We start from the raw sequence: 13,639 nt of genomic DNA, 5'->3' as shown, positions 1-13,639 counted from the left end.
CGAGGTCTCAGCGAAGCCCCGCGCGCGCGAGCGCGTCGTCGTCTCGGTCGATTCGCGGGCAGCCCGGTTGATCGGTGCGCTGGCCCTGCTCAGCGCCACCTGCTGGCTGGGCGAGATCCTTGCCCGCCACCATCACCAGCCGGCCTGGCACTACACCGATCGACTGGCGTGGTCGCTGACGGTCCTTGTCGCGGTGGCGTGGATCGCGCGCGGCATCTTCCTGGGCCGTCCCGTGACGGCGACGCACGCCGCCGCCGCGGGTTTCTTCGTGCTGGCAGGCCTGGGCCTGCACGTGCTGGCCTTCGACCTGCTCGGCGACGTGGTGATCGCCTGCTCCGGCATGGTGCTGATGTGGCCGACGTCGTCGCATCCGCGTCCGGAGGACCTGCCCCGGGCCTGGAATCTGATCCAGGCCACCACGGATGACCCGCTGGCGCCGTTCGCGATGCAGACCGGCAAGAGCTACCACTTCACTGCGGACGGCGGTGCGGCGCTGGCCTACCGGACACGCCTGGGCATCGCCGTGGTCGGCGGTGACCCGATCGGCGACGAGACCCGATTCCCCGAGCTGGTCGCCGACTTCGCGGCCATGTGCCACACCCACGGCTGGCGGATCGCGGTGGTGGGGTGCAGCGAGCGGCGGCTCGGCCTGTGGAGCGACTCCGCGGTGATCGGGCAGTCGTTGCGCGCCGTCCCGATCGGGCGCGACGTGGTCGTCGACGTCACCGGTTTCGACTTGGTGGGACGCAAGTTCCGCAACCTGCGTCAGGCGGTGAAGCGCACGCACAATTGCGGCATCACCACCGAGATCGTCGGGGAACAGGAGCTCAACCCCGAGCAGCTGGCCGAGTTGACCGAGGTGGTGCGCGCGTCGAGCAAAGCGGCCCACACCGAGCGCGGATTCCACATGAACCTCGACGGCGTGCTGGAGGGCCGATTCCCCGGCATACAGCTGATCGTCGCCAGGGACGCCTCGGGCAAGGTGCAGGGCTTCCACCGGTACGCGACGGCCGGCGTCGGCAGCGACATCACCCTCGACGTGCCGTGGCGCCGGCGCGGGGCGCCCAATGGCATCGACGAGCGGCTCAGCGTCGACATGATCATGGCCGGCAAAGAAAATGGCGCGCAACGGCTTTCGCTCGCATTCGCGGCCTTCCCGGAAATCTTCGAAGAGAAGGATCGCACCCGCGTCCAGCGCGTGTTCTATCGGTTGATCCACGTCCTCGACCCGTTGATCGCGCTCGAGTCGCTGTACCGATACGTGCGCAAGTTTCACGCGCTGGACGCCCGGCGCTACGCGCTGGTCTCGATGACGCAGATCGGCACGTTGCTGATCGTGTTGCTGTCGCTGGAATTCATGCCGCGCCGGCGACACCTCTGATCGCATCGATCCGGTACCGCTGTGAGGTCGCAAAACCGCCAGCTTCTCGCCGTGGTGAGCTGTTGAGTGGAGGGCGTGAGTTCTCAGATTGCCCTGGCGGCCGCATCGAAATTGCGCGATGAAGCCATGCGCGAATTCATTTCGAGTTTGTCGGGGTTGCAGGCCACGGCGCCCACCTGGTGTTCAGGTTGGAGCGCCCATGACCTCACCGCGCACGTGGCGGCCGCCGCAAAGGAACGAGCCGATCTCATCGACGAGCACCTGGCGGGTGAGCCGGCCAGGGCGACCCGCTCGTGGGAGGTGCGCGAGCCGCCATTCCGGGCGATGCCCGACGCGGCGCTTCGAGAACGGCTGGTAGACGAAGCGTTTCGCTTCGAGTCGGCCGTGGCGGCGCTCGGCGAAAGCGACACGATCGTGTACACGGGGTGGACGATGAGCGCCGAGCGGCTTCGCATGCATAGTCATAGCGAGGTGGTGCTGCACCGATGGGATCTCGTGGGTGACGACGACGTCAGCGTCCGCTTGCTCTCCGATGCCGCGATGGTGGGCCACGCGGTCGCGGTGTTCGACGCGGTGCCCGCGTTGGCGGAAGCGCAGCGCTGGCGTCGCACGGACCCGCGGGCGCAGCCGGTGGTGCTGCGCAGCGGTGGCCGCCCGGATGTTGTTGTGTCGCCGGGGGAGGGCCTATCCCAGCAGCCGACCGGCCGCGGAGTCGTGATAGAGCTGCGGCCCCACGAGCTGCCGCTTCTCTTGTGGGGACGCTGCCCCTCGAGGATGCGCGACCCGAACCTCAACGCCGACTCGATAGCCGACGTGTTGCGGCGACTAAGCCGCGCCGGCGGCGCTGACTCAAATTCGTAGTTCGCGACAGCCAATGTCGTCGGGTAGGTGGTGGGTAGCCACCACCACGGTCCGGTCCGCGGGCATCAGCGCGGAACCGGGGCCCAGCAGGTCGCGCAGAATCGGTTCGGCGTCGACGGCGTCCAGGTGTTCGGTGGGCTCGTCGAGCAGCACGATCCGGGCGGGCGCGAGGAGCGCCCGCGCCAGCAGCAGCCTCCTGCGCTGACCGCCCGAAAGGGCCTGCGCGCCACCGGTCAACACCGTCGACAGGCCGTCGGGCAAACCGGCGAGCCAGGCGCCGAGCCCGACCGCATCGAGCGCGACCCCCAGTTCGGCGTCCGCGCAGTCTCCGCGGGCGACCAGCAGGTTGTCCCGGACCGTCGTGGCGAAGACGTGCGCGTCCTCGGCGAAAAATCCGACCGCGCCGCGTAAGTCCTCTTCCCGGAAGTCCGTCACGTCGGTGCCGCCGAGGGTCACCCGTCCCTCCAGCGGGGACAGCAGCCCGGCCAGCGTCATCAACAGCGTGGTTTTGCCGGACCCGCTGGGACCGGTGACGGCCAGCCGGGCGCCCGGGGGGAGCTCCAGGGTGATGCGGTTCGAGCGGGCGGCTCCGGCGTGCCCGGCGTGGATGTCGGCGGCCAACACGGCCGCGGGTTCCGGCGGGGCCGCGGCCGATTCGGGCTGCTGCGGGAGGTCGCCCGCCGTGAGGTCGAGCAGCCGGCGCGCGGCGATGCGCGACCGCGTCAACTGGATGGCGGCGGCCGGTAGCGGGGTCATCGCCTCGAATGCGGACAGCGGCAACAACATCAGGACGGCCAGCGTGGTGGGTGCGACCGAGGGGGCCAGGCCGATGCCGGCGACCACCGCGCCCAGCACGCTCGCCCCGATCGCCGCTGTGGGCGCGGCTTCGGCCAGGGCGGCCGGCCTGGCGGCGGCGTCGAGCGCCGCCCCCCATGCGCGTTGGCGGCGTTGCGATTCGGCGATGACGCGGGGCAGCAGGCCGGCGACGCGGAGCTCGGGCGCGTGTTCCAGCGCGATCATCGCCGAGGTGTCGCGCTGGGAATGCTGCTGCCGCGCAAGGCTTTCCTGGCTCGCCGCGGCCTTGCCCGCGAGTCGCGGAGCGGCGAAGCCCGCGACCAGCAGGCTGATCGCCAACACCACAGCGGCCGGTAGCGAGATGGCCGCGATCACCGCGGTTGCCGCCACGGCCAGTACCACCGCGACGCCGATCGGCACCACGGCACGCACCAGCACGTTGGCCAGTTCTTCGACGTCGGAGCCCACTCGGGTGACGAGCTCGCCGCTGTGCAGACGAACGGCGGCCGCCGCGGGCCCCTGGGCCAGCCGCTGGTAGATCCCCGCCCGGGCGGTGCCGGCCGCGCGCAGCGCGGTGTCGTGGGTGACCAGCCGCTCGCAGTAGTGCAACACGCCCCGCGAAATCGCGAACGCGCGCACCGCGACGGCCGCGACCGACAGGTCGACCACCGGCGGCATCTGCCAGGCCCGCGTGATGAGCCACGCCGAGACGCCGGCCAGCGCCAGCGCGCTGCCCAGTGACAGCACACCCAGCGCGATCGCCCCCACGATGCGGAGGAGCCGGGGCCGCAGCAGCGGCGCGGCCGCCAACAGCGGATCAGACCGGGGCATAACGCACCCCACTGTCGGCGACCACTTCGACCACCCGGTCGCCGATGGCCAGAACCGGTTCGCGGTGACCGACGACCACGACGGTCGCGCCGGCCCGGGCGCGCTCCACGATCGCTCGCAACACGCGTTGCTCGGCCCGGGCGTCCAGGTGGGCGGTGGGCTCGTCGAGCAACAGCACTGCCGCCGACGATCCGAGTGCGCGGGCGAGCCCGAGCCGTTGCCGCTGTCCCAGGGACAGGCCGACGCCGCCCCGGCCGAGCACGGTGTCCAGCCCGTCGGGCAGGTCACCCAGCACCGCGTCGAAAACGGATGCCGCGCAAGCCGTCTCAAAATCGTCGAGATTGCCGAACAGCACCAGGTTGTCCCGGACGGTGCCCGGAACCAGTGCGGGGCGCTGCGGAAGCCAGGACAGCTGCCGCCACCACGCGCCGGGCTCGAGGTCGGCGACGTCGACTCCGGCCACGGTCACGCGGCCGCACGTCGGCGCGGTGACCCCGGTGATCGCCTGCAGGGTCGTGCTCTTGCCCGCGCCGTTGCGTCCGGTCAGCACCGTCACCGAGCCGGGTGCGATGACCGCGGTGAGGTCGTGGGGCGCATGGCCGTCACGGCCGGCGACGCTGAGCCCGTCGAGACCGATCTCCGCGCCTCGGGCGGTGACCGTCCGGCCCTGGGCCCGCGGGGGAGCCGGCTCGCCGATGAGGGCGAAGGCCTTGTCGGCGGCGGTCCTTCCGTCCTGCGCGGCATGGAATTCCACACCGATCCGGCGCAGCGGCCAGTAGACGTCGGGTGCCAGCAACAGCACCGTGAGGCCCGTCGCCAACGTCATCTCGCCGAACACCAGGCGGAACCCGATCCCCACCGCGATCAGCGCCACGCCCAGCGTCGCCAGCAGTTCCAGCACCAGCGCCGACAGGAAGGCGATCCGCAGTGTCGCCATCGCCGAGCGGCGATGCGCGGCGGCCAGTTCGGCGATGCGCCGTTCCGGGCCCCGGACGCGTCCCAGCGCCCGCAGCGTGGGGATGCCGGCGATGAGGTCGAGCAGCCGCCCCTGCAGCGTCGTCATGGCGGCCAGGGCGGCCGCGGACCGGTCGGCGGTGGCCAGGCCGATGAGCACCATGAAGATCGGTATGAGCGGCAGGGTGATGGCCACGATCACCGTGGACCTCAGGTCGTAGAACGCGATGACGGCGACGGTCGCCGGGGTCAGGATTGCGGCGAGCAACAACGTGGGGAGGTAGCCGGTGAAGTAGGGACGCAGGCCGTCGAGACCTCGGGTGACCACCACCGCGGCCTCGTCGCGTTGGGCGGCGAGCTCACCGGGCTGCCGGGCCGTCACCGCGGTCAGCACCTGACCGGACAGCTCGGCGATGACCGCGCTCGCGCCCCGTTGGCCCAGGCGGCCCTGAAGCCACTGCGCCAGCGTGCGAACGGTCCACAGCGCCAACAGGATCGACAGCGGCCCGAGCCAGGCCCGCAGGCCGTGCGCCGCATGGTCGCGCACGGCGCGGGCGACCACGCCCGCCAGCACGACCGCCGAGCCGATCGCGCAGCCGGAGATCACCACTCCGCAGCAGACCGTTGCGCCCAGGTAGCGCCGCAACGCGCTCGATGCCCGCCACAGTCGCGGGTCCAGGGGCCCCCGCGCTCTCGATCTTGATCCGGGCGGCGAGTTCGTTGCGGTCAGGACACGTGCCTCGTCAGGCCGATCGACGGCGGTATCCGGTCCGCCGAGATCCGTTGCCGGAACACCCAATACGTCCAGGCCTGGTACACCACCGTCAGCGGCGCCATGAACGCGGTGACCCACGTCATGACCTTGAGGGTGTAGGGCGTCGACGAGGCGTTGTGGATCGTCAGGCTCCACTGCGGGTTCAGTGTCGAGGGCACCAGGTTGGGGTAGAGCGCGCCGAACAGCAGGATCACCACCGACCCGACGACGATCGCCGTGCACGTGAACGCCCAGCCGTCGGAGACGCGCCGCCACACCAGCAGCACGGCCGCCAGCTGCGCCACCACGGCGACCGCGAGCACCAGCCAGGTCCAGTCCTTGCCGTGGGCCAGTTGTGTCCAGATGCCAAAGCCCGCAACCAGTCCGGTCACCGGAAGCGACAGCCACACCGCCAGCCGGTGGGCGTCGTCACGGATGGCGCCGGAGGTCTTCAGGGAGATGAAGACCGCACCGTAAAGCAGGAACAGCCCGGCGGTGGCCAGGCCGCCCAGCAGCGTGTAGGGATTGAGCACGTCGGCGATCGACAGGTCGATCTTGCCGGCGCCGTCCACGGGGAGTCCGCGAACCAGGATCGCGAACGCCACACCCCACAACACGGCGGGCAGCCAGGAACCGGCGGCGATGCCGAAATCCGCCCAGCCCCGCCATTTTGTGTCGTCGACCTTCCCGCGCCACTCGATGGCCACGGCGCGCAGGATCATCCCGAACAGGATGGCCAGCAGCGGCAGGTACAGGGTGGAGAACACCGTGGCGTACCAGCCGGGAAAGGCGGCGAACATGGCGGCGCCGCCCACGATCAGCCAGACCTCGTTGCCGTCCCAGATGGGGCCGATGGTGTTCAGCGCCGTTCGCCGGATGGGCTCGGGCTCACCGATGCCGACGCGGGCGAGCGGTTCCATCAGCATGCCGACGCCGAAGTCGAAGCCTTCCAGGACGAAGAAACCGAGGAACAGCAATCCGATGATGCAGAACCACAACTCCTGCAGTCCCATCGGTCAGCTCCTTTCTAGTTCGTGAGCCGGCGCCTAGTAGGCGAACGAAAGCGGCGCCACCTCGTCCTCGCCGGGTGCGGGCGGCGGAGCCGGTTCGGCGTCGTGTTCCCGCGGCCCTTCGGTGACATACCGCTTGAGCAGCCAGAACCAGATGACCGCCAGCACCGCGTACACGAGGGTGAACGTCACCAGGGAGGTGATGACCATGCCGGGCGCATGCTGCGAGACGGCCTCATGGACGGTGAACCGAACCTGTTGGTCGCCGGTGGGATTGGGCGCGACGATCCAGGGTTGCCGCCCCATCTCGGTGAACACCCACCCGGAGATGTTCGCCAGGAACGGCGTGGGAATCGTCAGCAGCGCCAGCCAGGAGAACCACCGTTGGCCGGGCACCCGCCCGCCGCGGGTGAGCCACAGCGCCGCGAGCGCGAACAAGACCGGAACGGCGAGGAACCCGATCATGGCGCGGAACGACCAGTAGGTCACGAACAGGTTGGGCCGGTAGTCGTTCGGGCCGAACCGATACTCGAAGTCCTGCTGGATGTTGCGCACGCCCTGCAACGTGACGTCGCTGGTGCGGCCCTCGGCGAGGAACGGCAGCACGTAGGGGACCTCGATCACGCGGGTGATGCTGTCGCAGTTGTTGTGCGTGCCCACGGTCAGAATCGAGAAGTCGGGATCGGTTTGGGTGCTGCACAACGATTCCGCGGAAGCCATCTTCATCGGTTGCTGAACGAACATCAGCTTGCCCTGGCGGTCGCCGGTGAAGAACAGGCCGACGGCCGCGAGCAGCACCACCCAGCAGCCCAGGATGGCCGCCGGGCGAAACATGGTGCGGGCATCCGATTCACCGGCGGGGGTGGCGGTTTCCGGGCGGCGGGAACGGACCAGAAACCACGCGCTGACGGCGGCGACGAACGTCGCAGCGGTCAGCAACGCGCCGCTGACGGTGTGGGTAAACGCCCACCGCGCAGTGTTGTTGCCCAGCAGCGCGCCGATGCTGTCCAGCTCGGCGCGGTGCGTAACCGGGTTGTAGTGCGCGCCGACCGGGTGCTGCATGAACGAGTTCGCCACGATGATGAAGAACGCGGACATGTTGACACCGATTGCGACGATCCAGATGCAGGCCAGGTGGATCAGCTTCGGCAGCCGATCCCAGCCGAAGATCCACAGCCCGATGAAGGTGGACTCGAAGAAGAAGGCGAACAAGCCTTCCATGGCCAGCGGCGCGCCGAAGATGTCGCCGACAAACCGCGAATACTCGCTCCAGTTCATGCCGAACTGGAATTCCTGGACGATCCCCGTCGCCACGCCGATGGCGAAGTTGATCAAGAACAGCTTGCCGAAGAACTTGGTGAGGCGATACCACGCGGTGTTGCCCGTGGCGACCCACACCGTCTGCATGACGGCGAGCAGGGGCGCCAAACCGATGGTGAGCGGCACGAAGATGAAGTGGTAGACGGTAGTGATACCGAACTGCCACCGAGAAATATCGACGACATTCATCTGTCACTCCCAGGACTGCGTGGCCGTACGCACGGCTACTACGCAGTGTAGTAGAAGGGTCGGGGCGGCGCGACCAAGGGGCGTCAGCCGGTCAGGGCCTTGGAGGCCTTCCGGATGCTGAACGACGACACGATCTCGAAGATGCCGAGGACCACGAACCACACCCCGACCACGAGCGCCAGCGTCACAATGGATTCCAGCGGCGACGCGAGGACGACGATGCCGGCCAGCAGGCTGATGATGCCGATGAAGATGGCCCATCCCCGACCCGGCAGAAGCGGATCCTGGATGGCCGAAATCGTCGTGCCCACGCCGCGAAAGATGAATCCGATCCCAATCCAGATGGCCAGCAACAGGATTGCGTAACCCTGACCGAAATGGCGAAACGCCAACAACGCCAGGATGAGTGACGCGGCCCCGCTGATGAACAACAGGATCCGGCTTCCCGCCGAGACATGCAGGCTGAAAGCGAAGAACACCTGTGCGGCGCCGGTGATCAACAGGTAAACGCCGAATGCGACCGCGGCGACCACGATGGAGATTCCGGGCCACGCCAGCACCAGCACGCCGAGGGCGAGCGACAGGATTCCCGATAGCAGGGTCGATTTCCACAGATGCGGCAACAAACTTGGAGCGGGCAGAGATCCAGGTGTGGTTTGCATGGCCGCAGTGTGACACAAACGCCGCCCCCGGTATAGGGCACTTTGGGCTACACGTGGGCCGTACGCGAATCCTCGGCCAGCAGATCGGCCGACTCGTCGGTCGCCTTGCGACCGATCAGGTACCAGGTGCGCATCAGGCCTTTGCCTTTGACGTCGATGTGGCCGCGCTCCTGCAGCACGAATTCGTCCTTGAGGCGCTCGTACATGGCCTCGGGCACCTGAATTCGGCCCACCGAGTCGGTGGATTCCATCCGGGACGCGACGTTGACCGCGTCGCCCCACACGTCGTAGAAGAAGCGCCGCGAACCCACGACACCGGCAACCACCGGCCCGCACGCCATGCCCACCCGCAGCGGGACCGCATTGCCGTGCGGATCCTTCAGCCGGGCCGCGACATTGGCCATGTCGAGCGCGAAGTCCGCCAGGGCCTGCGCATGGTCCGGTCGGGCCCGCGGGACCCCGCTGACCACCATGTAGGAGTCGCCGCTGACTTTGATCTTCTCCAGGCCGTGCTTGTCCACCAGGGCGTCGAAGGCGCTGTAGAGCCGGTCGAGGAAGCGCACGAGGTCGGCCGGCGCCGCGCCGCTGGCCCGCTCGGTGAACCCGACGATATCGGCGAACAGCACGGAGGCGACGTCGAACTTGTCGGCGATGATGCCGCGGTCCGGCTCCTTGAGCCGCTCGGCGATGCTGGCGGGCAACATGTTTGCCAGCAGCGCCTCCGAGCGCTCGTACTGCGATTCCATCACGGCCTCGGCGCGAGCGGTGTCGCGAAGGGCGAACCACACCGTCACGACCACCATCACGACGCTGGAGACCGCGGTCACGATGAAACCGGTCGACTGGACCCAGGCCGGCTGCAGCCCGGTGTCGCGGGGGACCAGGAACTCGACGGCGACGATCAGGCCGGCGGCGACAGCGGCCAGCGCCGAGGCCAAGATGATGTGTTCGATTCCGAGCAACAGCACGACGATGCAGGCGCCCACCAGGAAGAAGAACTGAGCTCCCGACCCGGTGCCGACGTCCACGCAGCTGGCGAAGACGGACACGTAGGCCGCGCCCAGAAAGGTGAGCGGCGCGACCAGTTCGCCGAAGCGCTGTAGCCACGGGACCATCGCGAAGACCATCGCGCCGATGACGTTGATCGAACTCACCTGCCACAACCAGGCCCCGCTGAGAATCTGCACCAGCACGAAGCTCGCGCTCACCGTCACGGCGAGCCATGAGGTGATGGTGAGGATTCTGGCGCGGCGCGCGGCGCTCGCGGCGTAATGCTGGTTGCGGTCGCGCGTCTGCGCCCGCACCGCGGCTACGCAGTCCGGGCTTCTCGACGAGCCGTCCGACACGGGTGGGGCGCCGCACTTCCTAGCCGCCACGTTCAAAGCGTAATCGTTGAGCTCGGGTTTGTCGGCTCTTGGCGGGGCGAATTGCGATCGAGGCCGCACCGGAATGCCTTCTCGATGGCCGCCGTCACCGGCCCGCGGAAATTGTAAGAAAAATTTTGACTTAAGGGGTTTACAAAATTTTCCAGCGTGTTATTAAACATATGTCGGGCTGTGATCTGGATCATGTGTCCCTCTAATGCGGGAGTGCGGTGTGGCGAGTCTGGGCAGCAGGATCGGGATCGCGCTGATGTTGGCGTGCACCGCGGTGGCGACGCCCGCCTGCGGAGTGGGGTGTGGCGCGGGCGCGCTGCTGCGGGTCGCCACCGACTCGATGCAGAACGATCCGATGCAGGTCAACGTCGTGCATTCAGAAGAACAGGTGTGCATCAGCCATTAGCCCGAGAGCGCAAAACCAGCCGGGGCCAGGCCCGCGATAGGTTCCCGAGTGCTGCCCGCGCGAGGGCCGACGCGGGTGCTGGATGGGCCGTGGCGACGTCTGCCGACGCGACGGGCCCATCGCTCATTTCGTTTAGCAGCCGATCACGTTAAAATGAAATGAATTCAACCGCAGCCGTGCGCTTCTGTTAATAACAATACCTACCGCTGAGCGTCAAGTGTTTGAAATTGACGAATTCATACTTTTGGAATGTACTTTACGGGATTTCCAAACTCGGGACTCGGGGCGGACGACAGAACCGCCGCTTCAGTACCGGACATCGTCGTGTAGCCCTCGGCCAGTTTGTCGGGTTCGCGCGCGGTGCGTCGCGACGGGCGGTTGTTTGCCGGTGCTGCCCGCGGTGCCCTCGGTGGGATTCGAACCCACACTGGACGGGTTTTGAGTCCGTTTCCTCTGCCAGTTGGGATACGAGGGCTTAATTCTGCTCGAGTCCGGCCTCCTACCTTAGAGGCAGCCTCCCACCATAGAGGATTTGGCGCGGCCGCCCGTCTGACCGCCCCCGAGGTCGCTGGTCTGACGCGTTCACGACACAATGTCGGTCATGACAGGCCCCACGACCGACACCGACGCCGCTGTGCCGCGCCGGGTCCTGATCGCGGAAGACGAAGCGCTGATCCGAATGGACCTCGCAGAGATGCTGCGAGAGGAGGGTTACGAGATCGTCGGGGAGGCCGGCGACGGACAGGAAGCTGTCGAGCTGGCCGAACGCCACCAGCCCGACCTGGTGATCATGGACGTGAAGATGCCCCGCCGCGACGGGATCGACGCCGCGTCGGAGATCGCCAGCAAGCGCATCGCACCCATCGTCGTCCTGACCGCCTTCAGCCAGCGCGACCTGGTGGAGCGCGCGCGCGACGCCGGGGCGATGGCCTACCTGGTGAAGCCCTTCACGATCAGCGACCTGATCCCGGCCATCGAGCTGGCCGTCAGCCGCTTCGCTGAGATCACCGAGCTGGAGCGGGAGGTGGCGACGCTGTCCGACCGGCTGGAGACGCGCAAGCTCGTCGAACGCGCCAAGGGCCTGCTGCAGACCAAACAGGGCATGACCGAGCCCGAAGCGTTCAAGTGGATTCAGCGCGCTGCCATGGACCGGCGGACCACGATGAAGCGGGTCGCCGAAGTCGTCCTGGAAACCCTCGGCGCCGAAGAGGAGTAGGCGCTCAGCCGTCGGGTGTGCGCTCAGGGCTTTGAGTGTGCACTGAGGGTGGCGACACGCCGGGCGAGGCCGCCGTGGCCGCACACTCGATGAACGAGAGCGTCAGCGCGCCACGATCACCGACGAGCCGTGCCCGAACAGTCCCTGGTTGGCCGTGACGCCGACCGTGGCGTTCTCCACCTGGCGGCCGGTCGCCTGGCCGCGCAGCTGCCAGGTCAGCTCGCAGACCTGGGCGATGGCCTGCGCGGGGATGGCCTCGCCGAAGCAGGCCAGACCGCCGGACGGGTTGACCGGCACCCTGCCGCCGATGGTCGTCGCGCCGCTGCGCAGCAGCGCCTCCGCCTCACCCTTCGGGCACAGGCCCAGGTGCTCGTACCAGTCGAGCTCGAGCGCGGTGGACAGGTCGTAGACCTCGGCCAGGCTGACGTCCTCGGGCCCGATGCCCGCCTCGGCATAGGCAGCATCCAGGATCTGATCCTTGAACACCCGCTCCGGCGCGGGCACCGCGGCGGTGGAATCCGTTGCGATGTCAGGTAATTCGGGCAGGTGCTGCGGGTAGCGCGGGGTGACCGTGCTGACCGCGCGCACCGACGGGACACCGTCGAGTGAGCCGAGGTGCTTGCGGGCGAACTCGGCGCTGGCGACGATCAGGGCCGCCGCGCCGTCGGAGGTGGCGCAGATGTCGAGCTGTCGCAGCGGGTCGGCCACCACCGGGCTGGCGAACACGTCGTCGACCGAGGCCTCCTTGCGGTAGCGCGCATTCGGGTTCTGCAGGCCGTGCCGCGAGTTCTTCACCTTCACCTGGGCGAAGTCCTCGGATGTCGCGCCGTACAGGTCCATCCGGCGGCGCGCCAGCAGCGCGAAGTACACCGGGTTCATCGCGCCGATCAGGTGGAAGCGCTGCCAGTCGGGATCGTTCTTGCGTTCCCCGCCGACGGGGGCGAACGCGCCCTTGGGGGTGGTGTCGGCGCCGATCACCAGCGCGACGTCGCAGAAGCCGGCCAGGATCTGCGCCCGCGCGCTCTGCAGCGCCTGGGAGCCGCTGGCGCACGCGGCGTAGCTCGAGCTCACCGGCACGCCGTTCCAGCCCAGCTTCTGGGCGAACGTCGACCCGGCGATGAAGCCCGGGTAGCCGTTGCGGATCGTGTCCGCGCCGGCGACCAATTGGATTTGTGTCCAGTCCAGGCCGGCCTCGGCCAGCGCGGCGCGCGCCGCGACCACCCCGTATTCGGTGAAGTCACGACCCCACTTGCCCCACGGGTGCATGCCGGCGCCCAGGATGTACAGCGGTTCGGGCATCAGGCGATCCTCCACGCATAGACGAGGCGCTGCACACCTTCGTCGTCGGTGAACAGCGGCATCGTGGTCAACTCCATCTCCATGCCGACCTTCAGATCCTCGGCCAGCGTCCCCTCGACCACCTTGCCCAGCACGATCAGCCCTTCGGCGGCCAGCTCGACCGCGGCGATGGCGAACGGCTCGAACGGATCCGGGGCCGGGTAGGGCGGGGGCGGCGGGTACCGGTTCTCGGTGTAGCTCCACAGCGTTCCCCGGGTCGACAACGCGACGGGCTCGAGTGTGTCGCTGGCGCAGGCGGGGTTGGGGCAGTTGTTCTCGCGCGGCGGGAAGACATAGGTGCCGCACTCGGGGCACTTGCCGCCGATCAGATGCGGGTTGCCTGCTTCATCGGTGGCGAACCATCCGTCGATCGCGGGTTCTTGGCTGGTGACCTCTGGCACTCGGCCAGACTACCCAGCCGCAATGCAAAACTGAAACGTGTTGCAGTTCTGGCCCCGGGTGGTCGGGGACGCGTGCCGCGTCGTACCGGGTGCCTAGAGTGTGAGCCGTGAGCACCATCGCCGAGGAGCAGACGAAGCCGACGCT

General features: G+C 68.3%; 12 protein-coding genes and 1 tRNA gene. 4 read left to right on the top strand and 9 right to left on the bottom strand.

Annotated elements, in window-relative coordinates; genetic code table 11:
• Both A5713_RS02020 and A5713_RS02015 read left to right on the top strand, forming a co-directional pair.
• A partial coding sequence (locus A5713_RS02020; RefSeq protein WP_197516269.1) for a bifunctional lysylphosphatidylglycerol flippase/synthetase MprF occupies nt 1–1,381 on the top strand: 1,381 nt, incomplete at its 5' end.
• 75 nt (nt 1,382–1,456) lie between these two features.
• Nucleotides 1,457–2,242: a maleylpyruvate isomerase N-terminal domain-containing protein gene (locus tag A5713_RS02015; RefSeq protein WP_142393436.1), complete on the top strand. Its 786-nt coding sequence runs from the start codon at nt 1,457–1,459 to the stop codon at nt 2,240–2,242.
• Here the strand turns inward: A5713_RS02015 and cydC are convergent.
• The 6 genes from cydC to A5713_RS01985 all read right to left on the bottom strand — a co-directional run bounded on the left by cydC (nt 2,231) and on the right by A5713_RS01985 (nt 10,133).
• Nucleotides 2,231–3,868, bottom strand: coding sequence for a thiol reductant ABC exporter subunit CydC (gene cydC, locus A5713_RS02010; RefSeq protein WP_068091990.1), 1,638 nt, complete (start codon nt 3,866–3,868; stop codon nt 2,231–2,233). The genes A5713_RS02015 and cydC overlap by 12 nt on opposite strands.
• The gene (gene cydD, locus A5713_RS02005; RefSeq protein WP_068091988.1) at nt 3,855–5,468 is read right to left on the bottom strand and encodes a thiol reductant ABC exporter subunit CydD; all 1,614 of its coding nucleotides are present in this window, start codon (nt 5,466–5,468) and stop codon (nt 3,855–3,857) included. Before cydD ends, cydC begins: the two co-directional genes overlap by 14 nt.
• Before the next feature lie 80 nt (nt 5,469–5,548).
• Nucleotides 5,549–6,589 (bottom strand): cytochrome d ubiquinol oxidase subunit II, encoded by a 1,041-nt coding sequence (gene cydB, locus A5713_RS02000; protein ID WP_068091985.1) that lies wholly within the window; start codon nt 6,587–6,589, stop codon nt 5,549–5,551.
• Between the two features lie 33 nt (nt 6,590–6,622).
• Nucleotides 6,623–8,095 carry a cytochrome ubiquinol oxidase subunit I gene (locus tag A5713_RS01995; protein ID WP_067918491.1) on the bottom strand — a complete coding sequence of 491 codons (1,473 nt, stop codon included), beginning with the start codon at nt 8,093–8,095 and terminating at the stop codon, nt 6,623–6,625.
• 83 nt (nt 8,096–8,178) lie between these two features.
• Nucleotides 8,179–8,775, bottom strand: coding sequence for an HdeD family acid-resistance protein (locus A5713_RS01990; RefSeq protein WP_102417612.1), 597 nt, complete (start codon nt 8,773–8,775; stop codon nt 8,179–8,181).
• Between the two features lie 29 nt (nt 8,776–8,804).
• A complete protein-coding gene (locus A5713_RS01985) occupies nt 8,805–10,133 on the bottom strand; it encodes an adenylate/guanylate cyclase domain-containing protein (protein WP_067918495.1) in 1,329 nt (442 codons plus the stop codon).
• Nucleotides 10,134–10,353: 220 nt separating this feature from the next.
• Here A5713_RS01985 and A5713_RS01980 point away from each other — a divergent pair, with 220 nt between their 5' ends.
• On the top strand, nt 10,354–10,539 hold the full coding sequence (locus A5713_RS01980) for a hypothetical protein (RefSeq protein ID WP_156751708.1): 186 nt from the start codon (nt 10,354–10,356) through the stop codon (nt 10,537–10,539).
• Between the two features lie 401 nt (nt 10,540–10,940).
• On the opposite strand, the gene A5713_RS01975 is transcribed toward A5713_RS01980, so the two are convergent.
• Nucleotides 10,941–11,014: transfer RNA gene (locus A5713_RS01975), tRNA-Leu, on the bottom strand.
• A gap of 126 nt (nt 11,015–11,140) precedes the next feature.
• On the opposite strand from A5713_RS01975, the gene A5713_RS01970 reads away from it, so the two are divergent.
• Nucleotides 11,141–11,755, top strand: a complete 615-nt coding sequence (locus A5713_RS01970; RefSeq protein WP_102417823.1) for an ANTAR domain-containing response regulator — start codon at nt 11,141–11,143, stop codon at nt 11,753–11,755.
• Between the two features lie 102 nt (nt 11,756–11,857).
• Here A5713_RS01970 and A5713_RS01965 read toward each other — a convergent pair whose 3' ends face one another.
• Together A5713_RS01965 and A5713_RS01960 are read right to left on the bottom strand one after the other, a co-directional pair.
• Nucleotides 11,858–13,054, bottom strand: coding sequence for a lipid-transfer protein (locus A5713_RS01965; protein WP_068092016.1), 1,197 nt, complete (start codon nt 13,052–13,054; stop codon nt 11,858–11,860).
• Nucleotides 13,054–13,494, bottom strand: a complete 441-nt coding sequence (locus A5713_RS01960; RefSeq protein ID WP_068091982.1) for a Zn-ribbon domain-containing OB-fold protein — start codon at nt 13,492–13,494, stop codon at nt 13,054–13,056. Before A5713_RS01960 ends, A5713_RS01965 begins: the two co-directional genes overlap by 1 nt.
• Nucleotides 13,495–13,639: the final 145 nt, after the last annotated feature.

This window comes from Mycobacterium sp. E2497, from assembly GCF_001668695.1.
Taxonomy (GTDB): Bacteria; Actinomycetota; Actinomycetes; order Mycobacteriales; family Mycobacteriaceae; genus Mycobacterium.
The sequence above is the reverse complement of the archived record's forward strand: the minus strand, read 5'-3'. Positions and strand labels throughout refer to the sequence as shown.